General features: G+C 50.0%; 24 protein-coding genes and 1 tRNA gene. 15 read left to right on the top strand and 10 right to left on the bottom strand.

The genetic code is table 11. The features are described 5' to 3' along the window. Positions 1-20 precede the first annotated feature (20 nt). Positions 21-1,118, top strand: a complete 1,098-nt coding sequence (gene vanS / locus EBB54_RS07085) for a vancomycin resistance histidine kinase VanS (RefSeq protein WP_125130654.1) — start codon at positions 21-23, stop codon at positions 1,116-1,118. Between the two features lie 147 nt (positions 1,119-1,265). Here the strand turns inward: vanS and EBB54_RS07090 are convergent, their stop codons facing one another. The 7 genes from EBB54_RS07090 to EBB54_RS07120 all read right to left on the bottom strand — a co-directional run bounded on the left by EBB54_RS07090 (position 1,266) and on the right by EBB54_RS07120 (position 4,982). Then, complete coding sequence (locus EBB54_RS07090; RefSeq protein ID WP_125126909.1) at positions 1,266-2,408, bottom strand: tyrosine-type recombinase/integrase; 1,143 nt, start codon at positions 2,406-2,408, stop codon at positions 1,266-1,268. Positions 2,409-2,463: 55 nt separating this feature from the next. Beyond that, the gene (locus EBB54_RS07095; RefSeq protein WP_125130657.1) at positions 2,464-3,006 is read right to left on the bottom strand and encodes a Uma2 family endonuclease; all 543 of its coding nucleotides are present in this window, start codon (positions 3,004-3,006) and stop codon (positions 2,464-2,466) included. A 143-nt stretch (positions 3,007-3,149) separates the two neighbouring features. Beyond that, entirely contained in the window at positions 3,150-3,341 is a 192-nt protein-coding gene (locus EBB54_RS07100) for a hypothetical protein (RefSeq protein WP_125126910.1), read from the bottom strand. A gap of 11 nt (positions 3,342-3,352) precedes the next feature. Next, entirely contained in the window at positions 3,353-3,592 is a 240-nt protein-coding gene (locus EBB54_RS07105; RefSeq protein ID WP_125126911.1) for a type II toxin-antitoxin system RelE family toxin, read from the bottom strand. Between the two features lie 284 nt (positions 3,593-3,876). Next, a complete protein-coding gene (locus tag EBB54_RS31090) occupies positions 3,877-4,014 on the bottom strand; it encodes a hypothetical protein (protein ID WP_243127575.1) in 138 nt (45 codons plus the stop codon). Then, the gene (locus tag EBB54_RS07115) at positions 4,011-4,229 is read right to left on the bottom strand and encodes a hypothetical protein (RefSeq protein ID WP_125126912.1); all 219 of its coding nucleotides are present in this window, start codon (positions 4,227-4,229) and stop codon (positions 4,011-4,013) included. Before EBB54_RS07115 ends, EBB54_RS31090 begins: the two co-directional genes overlap by 4 nt. Before the next feature lie 39 nt (positions 4,230-4,268). After that, entirely contained in the window at positions 4,269-4,982 is a 714-nt protein-coding gene (locus EBB54_RS07120; protein ID WP_125126913.1) for a helix-turn-helix domain-containing protein, read from the bottom strand. 177 nt (positions 4,983-5,159) lie between these two features. Between EBB54_RS07120 and EBB54_RS07125 the strand changes: the two genes are divergently transcribed. Next, on the top strand, positions 5,160-5,378 hold the full coding sequence (locus EBB54_RS07125; RefSeq protein WP_162307106.1) for a helix-turn-helix domain-containing protein: 219 nt from the start codon (positions 5,160-5,162) through the stop codon (positions 5,376-5,378). Continuing rightward, entirely contained in the window at positions 5,375-5,668 is a 294-nt protein-coding gene (locus EBB54_RS30375; protein WP_162307047.1) for a hypothetical protein, read from the top strand. Before EBB54_RS07125 ends, EBB54_RS30375 begins: the two co-directional genes overlap by 4 nt. A gap of 167 nt (positions 5,669-5,835) precedes the next feature. Here EBB54_RS30375 and EBB54_RS07130 read toward each other — a convergent pair whose 3' ends face one another. Together EBB54_RS07130 and EBB54_RS07135 are read right to left on the bottom strand one after the other, a co-directional pair. Beyond that, positions 5,836-6,231 (bottom strand): type II toxin-antitoxin system HicB family antitoxin, encoded by a 396-nt coding sequence (locus EBB54_RS07130; protein WP_004075959.1) that lies wholly within the window; start codon positions 6,229-6,231, stop codon positions 5,836-5,838. A gap of 37 nt (positions 6,232-6,268) precedes the next feature. Continuing rightward, the gene (locus EBB54_RS07135; protein ID WP_125126915.1) at positions 6,269-6,451 is read right to left on the bottom strand and encodes a type II toxin-antitoxin system HicA family toxin; all 183 of its coding nucleotides are present in this window, start codon (positions 6,449-6,451) and stop codon (positions 6,269-6,271) included. Between the two features lie 166 nt (positions 6,452-6,617). Here EBB54_RS07135 and EBB54_RS07140 point away from each other — a divergent pair, with 166 nt between their 5' ends. The 5 genes from EBB54_RS07140 to vanT all read left to right on the top strand — a co-directional run bounded on the left by EBB54_RS07140 (position 6,618) and on the right by vanT (position 12,225). Beyond that, positions 6,618-7,628, top strand: a complete 1,011-nt coding sequence (locus EBB54_RS07140) for a hypothetical protein (protein ID WP_243127576.1) — start codon at positions 6,618-6,620, stop codon at positions 7,626-7,628. After that, positions 7,615-7,695, top strand: a tRNA-OTHER gene (locus EBB54_RS30095). The genes EBB54_RS07140 and EBB54_RS30095 overlap by 14 nt, the downstream gene beginning before the upstream one ends. Before the next feature lie 486 nt (positions 7,696-8,181). Next, positions 8,182-9,225, top strand: coding sequence for a D-alanine--D-serine ligase VanG (vanG, locus tag EBB54_RS07145; RefSeq protein WP_004068453.1), 1,044 nt, complete (start codon positions 8,182-8,184; stop codon positions 9,223-9,225). Further along, positions 9,222-9,998: a M15 family metallopeptidase gene (locus EBB54_RS07150; protein ID WP_125126916.1), complete on the top strand. Its 777-nt coding sequence runs from the start codon at positions 9,222-9,224 to the stop codon at positions 9,996-9,998. The genes vanG and EBB54_RS07150 overlap by 4 nt, the downstream gene beginning before the upstream one ends. Positions 9,999-10,071: 73 nt before the next feature. Continuing rightward, positions 10,072-12,225, top strand: coding sequence for a serine racemase VanT catalytic subunit (vanT, locus tag EBB54_RS07155; protein WP_125126917.1), 2,154 nt, complete (start codon positions 10,072-10,074; stop codon positions 12,223-12,225). 21 nt (positions 12,226-12,246) lie between these two features. Here the strand turns inward: vanT and EBB54_RS07160 are convergent, their stop codons facing one another. After that, entirely contained in the window at positions 12,247-13,632 is a 1,386-nt protein-coding gene (locus tag EBB54_RS07160) for a polysaccharide biosynthesis protein (protein ID WP_125126918.1), read from the bottom strand. A 234-nt stretch (positions 13,633-13,866) separates the two neighbouring features. Here EBB54_RS07160 and EBB54_RS07165 point away from each other — a divergent pair, with 234 nt between their 5' ends. The 7 genes from EBB54_RS07165 (at position 13,867) to EBB54_RS07195 (ending at position 20,754) form a co-directional block, all read left to right on the top strand. Continuing rightward, positions 13,867-14,325 carry an RrF2 family transcriptional regulator gene (locus tag EBB54_RS07165; protein ID WP_004068448.1) on the top strand — a complete coding sequence of 153 codons (459 nt, stop codon included), beginning with the start codon at positions 13,867-13,869 and terminating at the stop codon, positions 14,323-14,325. Between the two features lie 96 nt (positions 14,326-14,421). Then, a complete protein-coding gene (gene nifS / locus EBB54_RS07170) occupies positions 14,422-15,612 on the top strand; it encodes a cysteine desulfurase NifS (RefSeq protein ID WP_125126919.1) in 1,191 nt (396 codons plus the stop codon). 44 nt (positions 15,613-15,656) lie between these two features. After that, positions 15,657-16,100, top strand: a complete 444-nt coding sequence (nifU, locus tag EBB54_RS07175; protein ID WP_004068444.1) for a Fe-S cluster assembly scaffold protein NifU — start codon at positions 15,657-15,659, stop codon at positions 16,098-16,100. Then, positions 16,100-17,170, top strand: coding sequence for a tRNA 2-thiouridine(34) synthase MnmA (gene mnmA / locus EBB54_RS07180; protein WP_125126920.1), 1,071 nt, complete (start codon positions 16,100-16,102; stop codon positions 17,168-17,170). Before nifU ends, mnmA begins: the two co-directional genes overlap by 1 nt. A 73-nt stretch (positions 17,171-17,243) precedes the next feature. Continuing rightward, entirely contained in the window at positions 17,244-18,059 is an 816-nt protein-coding gene (locus tag EBB54_RS07185) for a histidinol-phosphatase HisJ family protein (protein ID WP_125126921.1), read from the top strand. Positions 18,060-18,340: 281 nt separating this feature from the next. Continuing rightward, positions 18,341-19,354, top strand: a complete 1,014-nt coding sequence (gap, locus tag EBB54_RS07190; protein WP_004068437.1) for a type I glyceraldehyde-3-phosphate dehydrogenase — start codon at positions 18,341-18,343, stop codon at positions 19,352-19,354. A gap of 206 nt (positions 19,355-19,560) precedes the next feature. Further along, positions 19,561-20,754, top strand: coding sequence for a phosphoglycerate kinase (locus EBB54_RS07195; protein WP_004068435.1), 1,194 nt, complete (start codon positions 19,561-19,563; stop codon positions 20,752-20,754). Positions 20,755-20,763: the final 9 nt, after the last annotated feature.

The raw sequence follows: 20,763 nt of genomic DNA on the forward strand, positions 1-20,763 counted from the left end.
ACAGCAGCCAGTACAGGCAGATGCGGATGACGATATTTTTTCGTACAATGCTGCTCCTGTTTGCGGATTTGGTTCTGCTGTATATTTTTGTGGATGCTTTTTTGCGGGGACGGTTTGCGAACTGGGTGGTTGGATTTCTGGACCGCGTGGTTTTCCGGGATTATAACAGAGCACTGGACCTTTATCAGCAGGTGTTTCGAAACTATATGGAATGGTTTATGGCATTCGCCTTTTTCGCAGTGTTTCTCGTCAGCTTGTGGATCTATCTGAAGAGTTTTACAAAATATTTTTACGAGATCAACCGCGGCATTGACGCCCTGGTGGAGGAACTCTCCGGAGAAATTATCCTTTCGCCGGAACTGGCCCTGACAGAGCGGAAGATCAATCACATCCGGCATACTTTGGAGCGGCGGAAGTCGGAAGCGGCAGCGGCGGAGCAGCGGAAAAACGACCTGGTGGTCTATCTTGCCCACGATCTGAAAACGCCGCTGACCTCCGTGATCGGATATCTGACCCTGCTGCGGGACGAGGGGCAGATCTCGGAGGAGCTGAGAGAAAAATATCTGTCCATTTCCCTGGAAAAGGCGGAACGGCTGGAAGATCTGATCAATGAATTTTTTGAAATCACCCGGTTCAGCCTGTCAGGCATTACGCTGGAATATAGCAATGTGAACCTGACCCGGCTGCTGGAACAGCTTACCTACGAATTTCGGCCCATGCTGTTGGAGAAGAACCTGTCCTGCAGCCTGGAGGCGGCGCCGGATATCCCGTTGAGGTGCGATGTGAACCAGATGCAGCGTGTTTTTGACAACCTTCTGAGAAATGCGGTCAACTACAGCTTTGAAGGCGGGACAATCCGAATCTGCGTGCAGCAGGAGGGAGAACAGCTCAGGATCAGTTTTTTCAACCGCGGCAATACGATCCCGAAGGAAAAGCTGGATCGGATCTTTGAACAGTTCTACCGTCTAGATTCCGCGCGGAGCTCCCGAAGCGGCGGCGCGGGCCTGGGACTTGCCATTGCGAAAGAGATCGTAGAACTGCACCAGGGGACGATTGCGGCCAGGAGCGAGGACGAGAGCATCGAATTTGAGGTGACGATCCCGGGCGGTGCGGCTTGAATGACCCGGACGGGGAGGGAAGCGTCTGTCCGGTATGAACCTTCGATTCGGCCTGTTAAGAAAATCCTAAGATGAAATTTTAAAAAGCCCGTATTTATGGGCTTTTTCGTTGTATTTGTCGCTAACGTGTCACTAACGTAAGTAAATTTATGTGCTGTTTTTTACAGGAATTTCAATCTTTTCAATTTCTCTGCGGAGTTCTTCAACCGTCCTGTGTCCATAGATCTTATTTGTAATATCCTGGAAAGCATGTCCAAGCATACGCTTCCGATCATTTTCATTCACCTGATATTTTTCACAGAGCATGGAGAATGTGTGCCTGGCATCATGGGGAGTATGTCTCTGTATCCCGATCCGTTCCAGAGTTTCATACATCCTGTTCCGAAAGGTACCTGGAGTTACATCGAGAATTACATCCTGATTCTTTGTACGGCGCTTCACTAGCGAATAGATTCCGGAGTGTATCGGGACAATGCGGTCTTTTCCGGCATCAGTCTTTACTCCGCCCCGGAAATATTTTTCTTTCAGATTTACCTCAATGGCTTCATACGCTTTTATCCGGTACCCGGAATAGCACATGATTAGAAGAAATTCCACGACAGGATCCTCCTTGTGCTGCCAGAGTATTGCAAGCTCATCCTCAGAAAATGGGATGCCGTGTTCGTCATCCTCTGCCTTCTTTATCTTGACATGTACAGAATAATCCTTTTCACAGAGCTCAAACTTTTCAGAATAAGCGTACATCTGGTGGAAGAGGGACAGGATCAGCTCTAAAGATGAATGCTTTTTTGGGCAATTATCTATGACGTTCTGCAGGTCAGCAAAAGGCTTGTCATGTAATTCGGCGCAATTTTTGAAAGCTGCACGGGTGGAATTCATACTTGCCTTGGAATATGTCTTTTTCGAATCCTCATATTTATCTCTATAAAATCCCTCATACACTTCCGCAAAGGTAGCGGTTTTCTCTTTGTTCTGTTCAACCCTTGCTGACTGCAGGTAATCCAACAGGATATTGTCCATGGCGCTGTTCAGGGTTCGGCTCTGATCGAAGCCGTTCAGGGTACGCTCAAATCCCGGGTAATAGGTTCCAGCATGCCAGGCAGTCAGTACGGCGAACCCCTTCATGTAATCGTCCACGTAACAGATCGCTTTCACGGGGGCGTACTGGCCGGGGGCGATCAGATCTGTGGCAGGCGGATAGATGCCATAGGGATTCCGGCGCTTTCCGGACAGTTTTTTGATGGAGCCGTAGCCGTTTGGGAGTTTGGGGTATTTCTTTTTACGTGCCATGGTATCATCTCCGGATGAATCTGAAAGCCGTTCCTGTTGGCGCAGGGGCGGTTTTCTATATTAAATCAGATATGCATATGCTTAAATCTTCATAAATGCAAACAGGGATCGTATTATCAAAGCTATATTGTATATTTTTTTCATCATATTCAAAATCAAATACATTTACAACATGCGTTATAGGGTTGACAATCCAATACTCCCGAACACCAGCTTTTTGATAGAGCCATAGCTTTTTCAGATAATCCAGGCTTTGTGTACTGGGGGAAATGATTTCAATAATCCAGTCGGGGGCGCCGTCACATCCGCGGTCAGATAGTTTGCTTTTGTTGCAAATAACACTGATATCGGGTTCAACCCAAGTGCTGTCGTCTGCATTAAGATTCACTGCAAATGGGGCTGGGTATACTTCACAGGAACCAGATTTATTCTTTATGTGATTATGAATTACTGATGCCAGCTCCATGACCAGCTTTTGATGTATCCGATTCGGCGGTGCCATGGCATACAGCTTCCCATCGATCAGCTCCGCACGCTGGCCGTCCGGAAGGTTCCAATAGTCTTCTGATGTGTAAACTTGTTTTTGTGGTAATGGCATGTGGTCACGTCCTTTCAATATTGTTTTGATTAACATTGATGTCTGAAAACTTTTATATCCAATATTACACACATTTTCTGCATCAGAATCATTCATATAAAGCATTCGCGATAAATACATTCCTATTTTATAAATTTTATGGTTTAGTCCCAGTTTATTGCTTCATGTGGAATTGTTCCGTTTTCAGCTCTGTCTTTTCTGCCTTCCAAAAGAGCTTCAATCTCATCTGGTTCGGGCTTTACCTCTGGAATGAATTTTATAATAACCCTATAAAGAACATCAATATCATTTTCTGGAACTAATTCAATTAAATTTTTCAGTGTTTCTTTGCTCATGCTATGCCTCCCTATAATTTTTTATAAGCCTGACCTCTGGGTATTATATTATCAATAAAAATTTTGTCATCTTCCATTGAAAATAGTACCCTTAAATCCCCAACGCGAAGCCGGTAACCATCATCTACGCCTTGCAATTTTTTGACGTCTCCAAATGGAATTTTTTCAATTGCGCTCTTTAATCTCTTCTTTGTTGGTTTGTCAGCAGAATTTATATATTTAACTGCTTTTTTGCTATATTGTATTTGCATTATTCTTTCAATCCTCCCCTTTAGATATAGAATATTATGTCATACCATTTTCATCACTGTAGGATAGGGGATGAAGCATATAGTATAATTATCAATGCTTTTCATCGTTCCATATTTATCCTGGTAGCATTCTATACATTCCAGAAGATATTCTTCGGTCACGTTCAATTATAATCTTTTGTAGATGTCCCCGCGGTTGTCTATTTCTTCCACAGATATTATTTTGATTATTTCATCGACAGTATATAAAATTCTCATATTTCCGACTCTCATCCCTATATATGTTATGACCTTGCAATTTTTTTTATATCTGTTCCTTCTGGCAGTTTGTATATTGCGATTAACAATCGTTCTTGGTTTTTTCTGGGTTGTTTTTTAAGAAACTTTTCAGCAGCTTTTTGGATGATAATTTTATATTTCATAGTTTTACTCCTAATTCAGATGCTAGCGTTTCTATTGGAATACCGTGGCCGTCATTTATCTTTTTTGCATGCTCTATCATTTCTAAATCCCATTCATCCGGCTCTATTTCCTCAATGTTAGTCTTTTCAATGCCCATAATAAGATTTGCGACATATGCGAGTTTATAATCCGGCAGCCGGTCTATAATCTGTTTTAACTGTTCTTTTTCACTCATAATACAATCTCCTTTCTTACTTGGATTTTAATAAATTGGTTATACCTCAACCTTCCCAATTACCTTTCCTATCAGCCGAACCTTTTCATCTCCCGGTATATCATCATAATTCTTATTTCTGGATATCAGGCCATCTTCGCCAAGTTCTTTCAGGAAGCATTCATTCCCTATGGTGAAGATGCCTACATCGCCGTTCCTAAGGTATTCCACTTTCCGGACGTAGAGCTTTTCACCGTCATGGTAATCTGGCTCCATGGATTCGCCGCTTACCCCAATGATAAAATCAGCGCCTTCCACATAAGGGGCCTCGATCGTGTCCGTTGGGATGTCATCGAAGTAGAAACCGGTACCAGCGCAGGCGATCTTTCCGAGGTAGGGGTAGATGTGCGCGGTGGGGTCAGGCGCCGGTTCTTTTTCCAGTGACTCCATGCGCTCGACTTCTTTTTGAAGTACTGTATCTACCATGTCTCTTCCGTGAGGGTCGAGAGTGCGGTATTGTTCTATCATATTTTGTTCGGAAGAGCGTAATCGGAAAGTATGTAGTACTTCTTTTTCATCTGTTAATTCCATCAGATAATCAACAGAAACGTTAAAGAAATCTGAAATCAGCTTTAAAAAGGTATGACCTGGTTCGGTTGCATTTAGCTCATAGTTTCTAAGGGTAAATTTAGAAATTCCTAATTCTTGCGCTAATGCTTCTCTTGTGTATCCGTGTTCTTTTCTTGTCTTTATAAGTCTATCGCCAAAACTCATACGCTGTGCACCTCCTTACGGTTTGATTATATGTAATAAATTTCAAAATGTCAACATAAATGTACCAAAAAAAGATACATATTTTCAAAAAAAGTATTGATATGTATCTGAAAAAAGTGTATAAAGATAATAAAAGGTACTTGAAACAGATAGATAACGATGAAAGGAGGGTACCTAATGCTGGTAAATGTTGAGGCCGAAAGAGTAAGAAATCAATTCACTAAAGAAGATTTATCTGAAAAACTAAATGTTTCTCTGAAAACCTATTATAACTGGATAAATGAAGAAAGAGATGTGCCAAGTAAGAAATTAAAACAAATGGCAATAATCTTCGGAACAAGTATGGATTATCTTATGCAAGGGTGTGTCAGTGTGGAAGAGAAGGAGGTGGTGTGAGAGAAGGGGTGCATAAAATCAAGTATGATGTAGAAGGAAATAAAACAGTTATGGATTTATATTATGAAACTGGTTGTGTATTCAGAGAAACATATATTGACGGGAAATTAATATCTATTGAATGTCCAAAAGAGAAAAATAAGGAAAGTTTAATTGCTTCCAGTATTCGTAAACTAATTTTACATGTGCAAAATAAGCGGGGAGGAATGAAGCATGAAGGAGAGAAGAAAAGCCTGGATACAGTTGATCACGGGAATCATTTTACTGCTGTGCATGTTTTGTACTCCTGAATTTGCGGTACTGGTATTCATCGGACTGGTTGTTTTCTACATTGGGAAGAGATTATGGCACGTTCCGATCGGGACGATCAAAAGGAAAAGAAAATAAGATTGTAAAAACCACCTGTTTTGAATCAGGTGGTTTTTTTGAACATTTTTTATCCAGGAGAGAGACAGGGCTATATTCGTATTTTGGAAATAAGGGCTTCCTGTAAAACTTGCGAGAAGTTTAAATCCATTGCAACAGCGGCTTCATTTAGCCATTCAGGAATGGTGAGAGTTTTTTTCACCGATCGGTTATTGTACATTTTCCTGTATTCTAAAGTATCGCAGGCAATAAAATTTATAAATTCATTATCTGAAAGAGAAATGGAGGATTCACTGGACGGAAATGGTATTTCCCTTCCATCTTTTTCATATTCATAAAGGACAAGAGCAAGGGCATCTTCTGCCATTGCAATGGAATCGACCATATCGTCACCGCAGGTATAACAACCTTCCAGATCAGGAAACTTGATGGAGAATCCTCCATCTTCCTCTGGAGTAAAAACTGCAGGATAAGCATATTTTGCCATGATTAAAACTCCTTTCTATTAAGAGAAGAATGGGGAATTATTGGATTCCCGCATCTTCCAGAATGCTTTTTTGTGTTCCGGACTTTATTTCATCCTTGTGCCTTGGAATTGAAAATTTTTTGTTGGATATCGGGCTGTACCAGATGTCATGACGCTTGCCATGCCTGAGAAGATAGCAGCCATTTTTCTTAAGTATTTTTAGTAGCTCCGAGGTTTTCATACATGCTCCTTTCTATAATTGAATTATAGTACGTGTGAATACGTATGTCAAGAAAAAGGAATTAGTTTTTTAACCGAAATTTATGTAGAAAAAAACAAAAACAGCGAAAAGCAGATACCACTCAGAAATGGGTGGTGTTTTCATGTAGATAAGGCAGGTGAAAAAATTGGCGGCAAAAAAGATAGGCGCCCTGATTACGCTGGACGGTGAAAAAGAGTTTAACCAGAATGTCACAAGCTGCAACAAGACATTATCCTCCTTAAAATCAGAAATGGGACTGGTGAAAGCGCAGTGTGAAGGGCAGCAGAGAAAGGAAGAAGAAGTCCGCAAAGGCTTAGAGCACGCAAAGCAGAATTATGAGAAGGTGGCTGACGGCCTTTCTGTTCTGAACAAAGAGCAGGACACTCATACGAAGAGAGTGGAGGAGCTGAAAGCAGAGTATAAGACCGCCACGGATCGGCTGGAGGAGATGACGAAGGCGGGGGATGCTTCTGAGGATGCTATGAAAGCCCAGGAAGAAGCGGTGAACGCCTTGTCCCAGGAACTGAAAAAGGAAGAGGCGGCACTGAAAGAAGTCAATGCCGCCATTTCCAAAGGAGAGCAGAACTATAAGACTGCGGGAAACAAGATCCGGGACTGGGAGACGAAGCTGAACACGGCGGAAGCCCAGACCATTCGCGCATCTGCGGCGCTGAATAAAAATGCGGCTTATATGGATGAAGCCCGCAATTCCACGGACAAATGCGCTTCCTCTATTGATGAGTTCGGGAAAGAAGTCAAGAAAGCGGAAGCAGTGACTGTTGACTTTGGTACAGTTGTAAAGACAAACCTGGTCAATTCGATGGTCAATGTGGTAAAAGATACCGCGGTATCCGCGGCGCAGTCCATGATGAGCCTGGAAACAGCGCAGAAGCAGTTCCGGGCAAGCACAGGAGCGACCACGGAAGAGATGCGGATCTACAAGTTCGTCATGGATGACCTGCACCGGAATAATTATGGGGAAGATATCAACGATGTGGCGCAGTCTATGGCGTTGGTCAGACAGTATACCGGAGAACTGGACGCATCCAAGATCCGGGATATGACGGAAAATGGAATTGCCATGCGGGACGTGTTTGGGATGGACTTGGGCGAGACGATCAAGGGCGTGATAAGCCCGAAGCCGGACAGTGACTGAATGGTAAGGTGTGCCGATTCCGGCAGCCGCCCGGCAGGGCGTGCAGGTTCGAATCCTGTCTGTCTGGCGGAGTTTATTAAGAAGAACGAGCAATAATGTGTCCTTATTTGCACACAAGAAAAGATAACTGACAGCCCGGAATAAAGTTCAATTCCGGGCCGAAGATTTTGTCGCTAATTTGTCGCTAACGTATTTAAAGTTTATTCATATTTTCATAAAGTGAAAAGAGGTTATCAATGTTCCGAAAGCCCAGTATTTACAAGGGATTGCGGTAAAATTATTGTAATATCGTCGAGTGTCTGAAATAATACTTATGTTAAGAAAATCCTAAGAATTTCGGAATAAAAAAGTAGGAAAACATTCGGAATAAACAAAAAAACAGCACTCTTTATTTTGATACAATTTCTGTGTCAGAACAAAGGGTGCTGTTTTTGCATATGAAAAAGCGCGTTGAGAGGAGCTCTTTTTCCTCCATTGCATCAAACAGGCCTTGTGCAAGGCGCGGCGCGCCCTGCTGTATGACTGGATGTATGGATATAGGAGGAGAATAAAAATGGATAAAAAAACAATCGCTGTCATTTTTGGAGGATGCTCCACGGAATATGAGGTATCGCTGCAGTCCGCATGTTCGGTTCTGGCGAACCTGGACGCCGAAAAGTATGAGGCAGTCAAGATCGGGATCACCAGACAGGGGGACTGGTACCGCTACAACGGCGGCATTGCGCAGATTCAGAATGATTCCTGGCACAGGGATGGGGGGAATCTGACTCCTGCGGCGGTGTCCCAGAGCCGGACCCGGCCCGGCCTGCTGGAACTGCGTCCAGAGGGGATCAAAAGGATTCGGCTGGATCTGGCATTTCCTGTGCTGCACGGAAAAAACGGGGAGGACGGCACGGTACAGGGGCTGTTTGAACTGGCAGGCATTCCGGTGGTGGGATGCGGCACCTTGTCCTCCGCACTGTGCATGGACAAGGATCTGGCCCACCGGCTCGCTGCAGGGGCGGGGATCGCGGTGCCTAAGTCGGTGACTCTCTCCAGATGCAGCACAGAGGACTTGAGAGAAGCGGTAAAGGGACTGGCCTATCCCCTGTTTGTAAAACCGGCCAGGGCAGGATCCTCCTTCGGGATCACGAAGATTTCCGGGGAAGCGGAGCTGAAACCGGCTCTCAGGCTTGCCCTGGAGCACGACGACAAGGTGGTAATTGAGGAGGGCATCGACGGCTTTGAGGTGGGCTGCGCGGTGCTGGGAACAAAGGAGCTGCTTGTAGGAAGGGTGGATGAGATCGAGCTGACCGACGGATTTTTCGATTATACGGAGAAATATACACTGAAAACATCCAGCATCCATATGCCGGCCAGAATCAGCAGGGAGGATGAAGAGCGGATTCAGGAGGCCGCAAAGACCATATACCGGGCGCTGGAATGCTCCGGATTTGCCCGGGTAGACATGTTTTTCAACGGTGCGGGGGAGATCGTTTTTAACGAAGTGAATACCATTCCAGGGTTCACCGCCCACAGCCGTTATCCAAATATGATGAAAGGAATCGGCCTGACCTTCGGGGAACTGCTGGACAGGCTGCTGGGACTGTACGAATGATGCATATCAAACTGTCGGAAGAAAAAATATACGAAGGAAGCCTGCTTCTGGTCAACGCGGACCACCCCCTGCGGGAGTGCGGGGAGGAACGGCTGCTGCCGGTCAACACGGAATATCCCGACGTCCTGATGATGCGGGAGGCGGTGTATATTCTGCACCTGATTTTTGAAAAGCTTGGCTGCGGGGACGCCATTGTGCCGGTAAGCGGCTACCGCTCCGCAGCGGAACAGACCGAGATCTTCCAGACGTCCCTGGAGGAAAACGGGGAGGAATTTACCCGCAGATTTGTGGCGGTTCCCAATCACAGCGAGCACCAGACCGGGCTGGCGGTGGATCTGGGATTAAAGCAGGAGGTCATAGACTTTATCTGCCCGGAATTTCCCTACGAGGGGATCTGCGGCCAATTCCGCAGGACGGCTCCGGGCTACGGTTTCATCGAGCGCTATCCGAAGGGGAAGGAAGAAGTCACGGGAATCGGACATGAGCCATGGCATTTCCGGTATGTGGGGTATCCCCACTCCGAGATCATGAGCCGGCACGGTTTTACGCTGGAGGAATACATGACGTTTATCAGGCAGTATTCTCCCGGCAGCCCGCTGCGGTGGATGAAGGGAAGCCGGCCTGCGGAAATCTTTTTTATACAGGCAGACAAACAGGGGACGACGGAGATCGAGCTGCCTGAGGATTCGCTCTATATGGTATCCGGAAACAACGTGGACGGGTTTATCGTGACCATTCCGCTGCCGGCAGCGGGCGCGCCGGGGGATCTGTAAAACAAAGACGGAAATTGTCCCCACACGGAAAGACTGCCGCCTTTCTATATACTATCAAATTGGAGATGAGAATATGAACGACAGAACAGCATATACAGGAATTGATTATTTTCGGCTGGGGGCGGCGCTGCTTGTGATTGCAATCCACACCTCTCCCCTGGCCTCCATAAGCGAAGGGGCGGATTTTTTTCTGACACGGATCGCGGCCCGGGTGGCAGTGCCTTTTTTCATGATGGCATCGGGATTTTTCCTGATCTCCCAATATGCCTTCGACAACCGGAAACTAAAAACATTTCTCAAAAAAACGGCGGTGATCTATGGGATTTCCATCTTAGTCTGCCTTCCGCTGAACTTGTATAACGGATATTTTTCCGGGGCGCACCTTCTGCCGAAGCTGCTTCAAGACCTGATCTTCGACGGCACCCTTTATCACCTGTGGTATCTTCCCGCCTCCATGCTGGGGGCCGGGATTGCCTGGCTTGCCGTGAGAAAGCTGGGACTTAAAAAGGCGCTGCTGACGGCGCTGCTTCTCTATGGGATCGGGCTGTTTGGGGACAGCTATTACGGCCTGGCTGCGGGGATTTCGCCGCTGAACGGGTTTTACGGACAGCTTTTTGAGGTGATGGATTATACGAGAAACGGCCTCTTCTTTGCACCTGTATTTTTCGTGATGGGCGGAATGGCGGCGGAGGAATGTGCCCGGGGAAAAGGGTGTCCGCTGCAGTCCGCCGGGGCGGGCTTCTTCCTTTCCTTCCTGCTGATGTGCTGGGAGGGGACGCTGCTCCATGGAGCCGGCATTCCCAGACACGACAGCATGTACTTGTTTCTGCTGCCGTGTATGTACTTCCTGTTCCGGCTGCTCATTGCCTGGCGGGGAAGCCGCAGGGAAGGGCTGCGGACCTGTGCGCTTGTGCTCTATATCATCCATCCGGTTCTGATCGTGGGAGTCCGGCTTGGGGCGAAGCTCTCCGGCCTGGAAAAGCTGCTGATCGAGAACAGTCTGGTACATTTCCTGGCAGTCGTCCTTTTGTCCGCCGCAGTTGCCGTCGGAGCCGCAGCCCTGTCCAAGAGGAGGAAGCGAAACAGGGGCATTTCCCGGGTTCCCGGGAAGGAGAGGGCCTGGATCGAACTGGATTTGGACAATCTCAGGCACAATGCAGAAACCCTAAAAAAGGCAATGCAGCCAGGATGTGAGCTGATGGCAGTGCTGAAGGCACAAGCTTACGGGCACGGCATGTATGAGACGGCGGTGACGCTTGCCCGGATGGGCGTCCGTGCGTTTGCGGTGGCCACCATCGAGGAAGGAATCCGGCTGCGCCGCTATGGCATTTCCGGTGAAATCCTGATCCTGGGGTATACCCATCCGGAAAGGGCCGGGGAACTGGCCGGATACGACCTGACCCAGACTCTGATCGGGTATCAGTACGCCCGGCTTTTAAACCGGCAGAGGCGGCCTGTGAAGGTCCATATCAAGGTGGATACAGGAATGCACAGGCTGGGCTTCGACAAGGAGGACGCAGAAAAGATCGTCAGGGTATGTTCCATGAGAAACTTAAATATCCAGGGGATCTACACCCATCTCTGCGCGGCAGACAGCTTAAAACAGGAGGACGTGGGGTTTACCGAGGGGCAGATCGGGAGCTTCTATGAACTGCTGGGAATGCTGGAGGAAAACGGGATCTCCATTCCTAAGGTACATATACAGAGCAGCTACGGGCTTTTAAACTATCCGGAACTGTCCTGTGATTATGTGCGGGCCGGGATCGCCCTCTACGGCGTGTACAGCTCCCTGGGTGCACAGACAAGGCTTGATCTGGACCTGCGGCCGGTGCTCTCTTTGAAATCCCGGGTGGTTCTCATCCGGCACATCGAAAAAGGCGAGAGTGTAGGCTACGGCAGAGCCTTTACCGCCCACAGGGAGAGCCGGATCGCGGTGCTTCCGGCAGGCTATGGGGACGGACTGCCCAGAAACCTTTCCGCAGGCCGGCTTAAGGCAGTCATCCGGGGGCAGAGCGCGCCGGTGGTGGGGCGGATCTGCATGGACCAGCTTATGGTGGATATCACCGGCATAGAAGGGGTCTGTGTGGGAGATACGGCCACGCTGATCGGCAGGGACAACAAACTCCAGGTGAGGGCCGAGGATCTGGCCGAAAGGGGGGAGAGCATTACAAACGAGCTGCTCAGCCGGATGGGCGAAAGGCTGGTGCGGACGACGGCCGGCGCGTAAGGGGAGGTGTAAAAAGGCGGATCAGAGGGCCCCCTTTCTTCCTGTGTTTTGATAGATGATCCAGACGGACAGCAGGGTGGCGGCAAGCTGGCTGATCAAAAGTCCCCAGAGATATCCCTGGATTCCGAACAGGGGGATGGCGTAGAACACCCCGAAGATCCGGATCAGAAGGCTGAATGTGTTGACGAACAGGGTGCTGCCTGTTTTTCCCAGACCGTTGATGATGCTGGAGAGGGCGCTGTTGGTGTAAAGGAAGGGGCAGATCCAGGCCAGGGTGAGGATGAACTTTCCGGCGGTCCGGCTGCCGAACAGGGCAAGGCCGATCCAGGAGCCGAACAGCAGAAAGGTGAGACAGCAGAAGAGTCCCAAGGTAAAGCAGGCCCCGGTCACTTTTTTGATGATGTCGAGCATCTCGCTGCGGTCATCGGAAGCCTGGATCTCAGCCACCGTGGGCATCAGCATGATGGAAATGGAGCTGGTCACCGCGGAGGGAAACAATATGCAGGGCAGTGCCATGCCGTTGAGCACGCCGTAGAGGCTCAAAGCCTGGGAGGTGTCAAGCCCGAACCGCTGCAGACGTCCGGGAATGGAGATGGCTTCGATGCTCTGCAGCAGGTTGATCAGCACCCGGTTTGCGGTCAGGGGGACGGAAAGGGGAAGCAGCTCTTTCAGCCTCCGGCACAGGATTCCCGTCGTCATGGACGGAAATGCCCGCCCTGCCGGGAGCCCGGAGGAAGCCCGCCGGCGCAGGATCTGGGTGATGCTGCGGCCTTTTAAGAAACCGGGCAGGATGGTGGTGGTGTACAGGGCGGAAAAAAATTCGCCGATCACAAGGCCGCAGACGGCAATGGTGACAGGGGCATTTCCCTGATTACGGATCAGCACCCGGTAGAGCAGATAGACTCCGGCGATGCGGGTGCTCTGCTCGATCAGCTGGGCGGCCGCCGGAATGGAGGTCTGCTTCAGCCCGTAGCAGTACCCGCAGATGCAGCTATGTACGGCGGAACAGGGAACCGTATAGGATAAGATGGTAAGTAAAGGGACGCAGCGTTCATCGCCCAGGATCTCAGAGGCGATGAAACCTGCGTTTTTCTGCATGGCCACCATGCAGATACAGGCCAGGAAAAAGGAGAGGGAAAGTCCGGTGAGAAGAAACTCCCGCGCTTCCCGCTCCCTGCCGAGGGAAATTTTACGCGCCACGGTTCTGGAGATGGCGGTTTCGATCCCGGCGGTGGTGAGGGAATAGCAGAGCGCATAAACGGGAAAAATGAGCTGGTACAGCCCTACGCCTTCCTCCCCGAAGGTGCGGCTCAAAAAAATGCGGTAGAAAAAGCCCATGAACCGGCTTAAAAATCCGGTGATGGTCAGAATGATGGTCCCGCGGATGATGGTTTGTTTTCTGGACATGGAAAACTCCTTCGCATATGATGGAAAATATTCACAGCCTGGAATGTGCCCGGAGATTTTTTTCGCTGTGAATCGTAACCTGTTTTTACAGGATATTCCGAATTTTGTCTTGACAGAACATGAGACAGGTGTTATTCTACATTACGGAAAGATATCCTAGTAAAGTAATAGGAATTAAAATGCTAGGGATTGAAACAATCGGAATTAAAACGTTGGGAAGTAGAGGGCATAAGGTTGAAATTATCAACAAAGGGCAGATACGGGCTGCGCGCGCTGATCGACCTTGCGCAGTACAGCGGGGAAGCGCCGGTATCCATCACCAGCATTTCGGACCGGCAGAATATTTCGGAGCGTTATCTGGAACAATTGATGTCGATGCTGAAAAAAGGCGACCTTGTGAAAAGCCTGCGGGGCGCGGGCGGAGGCTATGTGCTTGCCAGGGACGCTGCGGATATTTCCGTGGGGGATATCCTGCGGGCGCTGGAAGGAAGCCTGGACCCGGTGGAATGCTCCGGGCTGAACCCGGAGGAGGGCTGCCAGATCGCGGACAGCTGCGTGACAAAGTATGTCTGGCAGAGGATCAATGAGAGCATCAACCGGACAGTGGATGAGATCATGCTGGACCAGTTGGTGGCGGAGAGCCGCAAACGGGGCTGCCAGGACGCGCCTGACCGGAATATCTGCAAAAATTAAAGAACCGCGGCGAAGGGATCCAGACACAGGGTTTCGCTGCCGGAGTTTTACAGTTTTACAAAAAACAGCGCATTACATTTCAGGAGGAATAGGGATATGGAAAAAAGAATTTATCTGGACAATGCGGCCACAACCAAGACGGCGCCGGAGGTGGTGGAGGCCATGCTCCCCTATTTTACGGAGCATTACGGCAATCCGTCCAGCATCTATGGATTTGCTGCTGCAAATAAAGAGGTGATCACCGGCTGCAGGGAGAAGATCGCCGGAATCCTGGGGGCAAAGACCGAGGAGATCTATTTTACGGCGGGAGGAAGCGAGTCCGACAACTGGGCGCTGGTAGCCGCAGCAGAGGCTTACGCGGCCAAGGGGAAGCACATCATTACCAGCCGTATCGAGCACCACGCCATCCTGCATACCTGCGAGTATCTGGAAAAGCGGGGCTACGAGGTGACGTATCTGGATGTGGACGAAGCGGGATTCATTGATCTGGAGCAGCTTAGGGCCGCCATCCGGGAGGATACAATCCTGATCTCCATTATGTTTGCGAATAATGAGATCGGCACCATTCAGCCGGTGGAACAGATTGGGCAGATCGCCCATGAGCACGGCGTCCTGTTCCATACGGACGGGGTCCAGGCATTCGGCCAGGTGCCCATCTGCGTGGATGAGATGCACATCGACATGCTGAGTGCAAGCGGACACAAGTTCAACGGGCCTAAAGGGATCGGTTTTCTGTACATCCGCAAAGGGGTGAAGATCCGCTCCTTTATCCACGGCGGCGCCCAGGAGAGAAAGCGCCGTGCCGGGACGGAAAATGTGCCGGGTATCGTAGGGATCGGCGCGGCTGCGGAGCGTGCAGCACGGACCATGGAGGAGCGCACCGCCCGGGAAAGGGAAGTCAGAGACTACATGATCTCCCGGATTGAGAAGGAGATCCCATACTGCCGCCTGAACGGGGACCGCACCATGCGGCTTCCCAATAACGTGAATTTCAGCTTCCGGTTTGTGGAAGGAGAATCCCTGCTGATCCGGCTGGACAGAAAAGGGATCTGCGCGTCCAGCGGCTCGGCCTGCACATCCGGTTCCCTGGATCCCTCCCATGTGCTTTTGGCCATCGGGCTTCCCCATGAGATTGCCCACGGCTCCCTGCGCATGACGCTGAGCGAGGAGACTACGAAGGAAGACGCGGATTACGTGGTAGACGCATTGAAGGAGATCATACAGATTCAGAGGGAAATGTCCCCTCTGTACGAGGATTTTATAAAAAAAGAAAAGAGCCGGTCCTGAAAAGAGCGGGCCTGGAAATCTGGGAAAGAAAAGAGGAAGGACTTATGTATACAGAAAAAGTAATGGATCACTTTGAGCATCCAAGGAATGTAGGGGAGATCGAAAATGCCAGCGGTGTAGGCACGGTGGGCAATGCAAAATGCGGGGACATCATGCGCATTTATCTGGATATCGACGAAAACCAGATCATCCGCGACGTCAAGTTCAAGACCTTCGGCTGCGGCGCCGCCGTGGCAACCAGCAGCATGGCCACGGAGCTGGTGAAGGGCAAGAGTGTGCAGGAGGCGATGGAAGTCACCAACAAGGCGGTGATGGAAGCGCTGGACGGACTGCCGCCGGTGAAGGTGCACTGCTCCCTTCTTGCGGAGGAGGCCATCCATGCGGCGCTCTGGGATTATGCGGAAAAGAACGGCATCAAGATTGAAGGGCTGGAAAAACCGAAATCAGATATCCATGAGGGCGAAGAAGAGGAAGAAGAGGAATACTGATGAGCAGGGTAGTAGTGGGAATGTCCGGGGGCGTGGATTCCTCCGTGGCCGCATATCTGTTAAAGGAACAGGGCCATGAGGTGATCGGGGTCACCATGCAGATCTGGCAGGAGGAAGCCAGGGAATTTCAGGAGGAAAACGGGGGATGCTGCGGCCTGTCCGCGGTGGAAGACGCCAGACGCGTGGCGGCCAAACTGGACATTCCCTATTATGTGATGAACTTCCGGCAGGAGTTTCAGACGCAGGTGATCGACTATTTTATGGAAGAATATCTCCAGGGGCGCACCCCCAATCCCTGCATCGCCTGCAACCGTCATGTAAAATGGGAAGCCCTCCTTACGCGGAGCCTGGCCATCGGGGCGGATTATATTGCCACCGGGCATTATGCGCGGGTGGAGCAGCTTCCAGACGGCAGGTATTCCATCCGCCGTTCCGCCGTCCCGGCCAAGGATCAGACCTACGCGCTGTACAGCCTGACCCAGGAGCAGCTCAGGCGGACCCTGATGCCTGTGGGGGATTTTTCCAAGGAGGAAATCCGCAGGATTGCGGAGAAAATCGGCCTGGGCGTGGCGGAAAAACCGGACAGCCAGGACATCTGCTTTGTGCCGGACGGAGACTATGCGTCTTTCATCGAGAAGCACGCGGGAAGGGAGATCCCCAAAGGGAACTTTGTGACCGCAGAGGGCAGGGTATTAGGCCCCCACAAGGGGATCATCCATTATACGGTGGGGCAGCGCAAAGGGCTGGGCCTGGCGCTTGGGTATCCCGCCTTTGTCCTGGAGATCCGGCCGGATACCCGGGAAGTGGTCATCGGAAATTATGAGGAATCTCTGGCAGAGTCATTGACGGTGTCGGATCTGAACTTTATGTCTGTGGAAGACCTTGAAAAACCCAGACGCGTCTTTGTGAAGATCCGCTACAACCATAAGGGCGTATGGGGAAGGATTGAGAAGACCGGGGCGGACCAGGTGACCTGCACCTTTGAGGAACCCCAGCGGGCCGTCACACCGGGACAGGCCGCGGTGTTCTATGACGGGGAGTACATCCTGGGAGGCGGAAGGATCAAGTAAACGATGAAAAGGCCTGCATCGAAAGTCTGCCTCGCAGACGGCGGGCAAATCTGCTGCAGAAGGAGGAATAGTCATGATTACAAGCGACTGCCATATGCATACTTCATTTTCCACGGACAGCAGCGCCCCGCCGGAGACCATGCTGGAGGGCGCGCTGGAGAGAGGGCTTCGCTCGGTCTGCATTACAGACCATATGGACATGGATTATCCGTTGAATGAGGATATGGGAAAGGATGCCTTCCTCTTCGATACGGACGCCTATTTTCAAACACTGACAGAGCTGCGGGAAAAATATGCGGGGCGGCTGGATGTGCGCATCGGGATCGAGCTGGGGCTGCAGCCCCACCTGGGAGGATTCTGCCGGGAGATCACGGAGAAATATCCCTTTGACTTTGTGATCGGCTCCCTCCATGTGGTGGACGGAAAAGACCCCTATTACAGAGATCTGTTTTCCGATCTCACAGACAGGGAACTGTACCAGAAAACCTTTGAGGAGATGTATGCGTGCCTCATGGCTGCGGACGCCTTCGATGTGCTGGGGCATATCGACTACATCGTGCGCTACGGTACATACCAGGCGGAGGAATACTCTTACGAGGCGTTTGCATCCTGTCTGGACGCGATTCTAAAGCGGGTCATCCAGATGGGGAAGGGGATTGAGCTGAACACGGCCGGCCTCAAATACGGGCTGGGCTTCTGCCACCCCCATCCGGAGGTGCTCAGGCGCTACCGGGAGCTGGGCGGTGAGATCATCACCGTGGGGGCGGACGGACACCGGCCGGAGCACGTTGCCTATGAATTTGCCCGGGGCGCGGAGGTTCTGCGGGAGTGCGGTTTCCGGTATTATACGGAATTTTCGGGGAGGAAACCGGTGTTTCAAAAACTGTAGCCGGCCCGTTAAAATCTCCCGGACAGACCTCGGGGATATGGAGATTGGACGGATCAGGCAGCGTTGTCTATCAAAAATAACTAAAGGATTTACAGGCACGGTATAAGATTTACACAAACTTCCAGAAAAATAGATTTAGTACTTGAATTTTTGTTTTCCATTTAGTACAATATTTCTAGTTGATGAATCTTTAACAAACTGCGCCTGATTCAGGTTTGTTGGAAGTTCACCAGAATAACTGTGTTACAGTTAATATTTTAAACTTTTAGGAGGAATTAATCATGGCAGTAAAAGTAGCGATTAATGGATTTGGACGTATTGGACGTCTTGCATTCAGACAGATGTTCGGAGCAGAAGGTTTTGAGATCGTAGCGATCAACGATCTGACATCCCCGGATATGCTGGCTCACCTGTTGAAGTATGATTCAACACAGGGTAAGTATGAATTAGCGGACAAAGTTACTTCCGGAGAAGATTCTATCACAGTTGACGGCAAGGAGATCAAGATTTACGCAAAGGCAAGCGCAGCAGAGCTTCCGTGGGGAGAGATCGGCGTAGACGTTGTTCTGGAGTGTACAGGCTTCTATACATCCAAGGCAAAAGCACAGGCTCACATCGAGGCAGGTGCGAAGTACGTTATCATCTCAGCTCCGGCTGGAAATGATCTTCCGACGATCGTTTACAATGTAAACCATGACAAGCTGACAAAAGAAGACCAGATTATTTCCGCAGCATCCTGTACAACAAACTGCCTTGCACCGATGGCAAAGGCTCTCAACGACCTTGCACCGATCAAGTCCGGTATCATGTGCACCATCCACGCTTACACAGGCGACCAGATGACACTTGACGGACCGCAGAGAAAAGGCGATCTGAGAAGATCCCGTGCGGCAGCAGTAAATATCGTTCCGAACAGCACAGGCGCTGCAAAGGCAATCGGACTTGTTATTCCGGAACTGAACGGCAAGCTGATCGGGGCTGCTCAGCGTATCCCGACTCCGACCGGTTCCACTACAATCCTGACAGCAGTTGTAGACGGCACTGTTACCGTTGACCAGATCAACGAGGCTATGAAGGCAGCTTCCAACGAGTCCTTCGGATACAACACAGACGAGATCGTATCCAGCGATATCGTAGGTATGAGATTTGGTTCACTGTTTGATGCTACTCAGACAATGGCTATGCCGCTTGACAACGGTACAACAGAAGTACAGGTTGTTTCATGGTATGACAATGAGAATTCTTACACAAGCCAGATGGTAAGAACAATCAAGCATTTTGGAACATTACTGTAGGACAGGCTTTCAGAGAAAACTGAATCCGTCAGATTTGATTCTGAAATAGACTCACGAAGGGGTCCGGTCTTATAATGGACCGGATCCCTTTTTACGATACCATCGTATATAGAAAAGCTGCCGGCGGCAGGTTTTCTGTATGTATGCAGCAAAACACGCCGATGACGTGTTTTGCCGGATTACAATGAAAACAGGGAGGCAATTACATGCTTAATAAAAAATCAGTAGACGATATAAATGTAAAGGGCAAAAAAGTCCTGGTAAGATGCGATTTCAACGTGCCGTTGATCGAGGGCAAGATTACCGACGAGAACCGTCTCGTTGCAGCACTTCCTACCATCAAGAAGCTGGTAGCGGACGGCGGAAAGATCATTCTCTGCTCCCATCTGGGCAAGCCGAAGGGAGAGCCCAAGCCGGAATTATCCCTGGCTCCTGTTGCGGCAAGATTATCTGAACTGCTCGGACAGGAAGTGAAGTTCGCGGCAGATCCGGAAGTGGTGGGACCCAATGCAAAGGCAGCGGCAGAAGCCCTTCAGGACGGTGAGATCATTCTTCTGGAAAATACCCGTTACAGGATCGAAGAGACAAAGAACGGAGAAGCGTTCAGCAAAGACCTGGCTTCCCTCTGTGACGTATTTGTAAACGATGCTTTCGGTACCGCACACAGGGCGCACTGTTCCAACGTGGGCGTGACACAGTTCGTAGATACCGCTGCGGTAGGATATCTGATGCAGAAAGAGATCGACTTTTTGGGCAACGCGGTGAACAATCCGGAGCGTCCTTTCGTGGCGATCCTGGGCGGAGCAAAGGTATCCAGCAAGATCTCCGTTATCGAGAACCTGCTGGAAAAGGTAGACACCCTGATCATCGGCGGCGGCATGTCCTACACATTCAGCAAGGCACAGGGCGGCAGCGTAGGAAAATCCCTGCTGGAGGAAGATTACTGCCAGTATGCTCTGGATATGATCAAAAAGGCGGAGGACAAGGGCGTGAAGCTTCTGCTTCCGGTTGACAATGTGATCGCGGATGATTTCTCCAACGATGCAAACACAAAGATCGTAGGCAGCGGCGAGATCCCGGACGGCTGGCAGGGACTGGACATCGGGCCTGAGACAGCAAAGATCTACGCGGACGCGGTGAAGGAAGCAAAGACCGTTGTATGGAACGGACCCATGGGCGCATTCGAGATGCCCAAGTTTGCGGCAGGAACCGAAGCAGTGGCAAAGGCATTGGCTGATACAGACGCAGTGACGATCATCGGCGGCGGCGACTCCGCAGCAGCAGTCAACCAGCTCGGCTACGGCGACAAGATGACCCACATCTCCACCGGCGGCGGCGCTTCCCTGGAATTTTTAGAAGGAAAAGAACTGCCAGGCGTTGCGGCAGCTAATGATAAGTAAAAAGTACAT

The organism is Schaedlerella arabinosiphila, assembly GCF_003885045.1.
Classification (GTDB): Bacteria; Bacillota; Clostridia; order Lachnospirales; family Lachnospiraceae; genus Schaedlerella; species Schaedlerella arabinosiphila.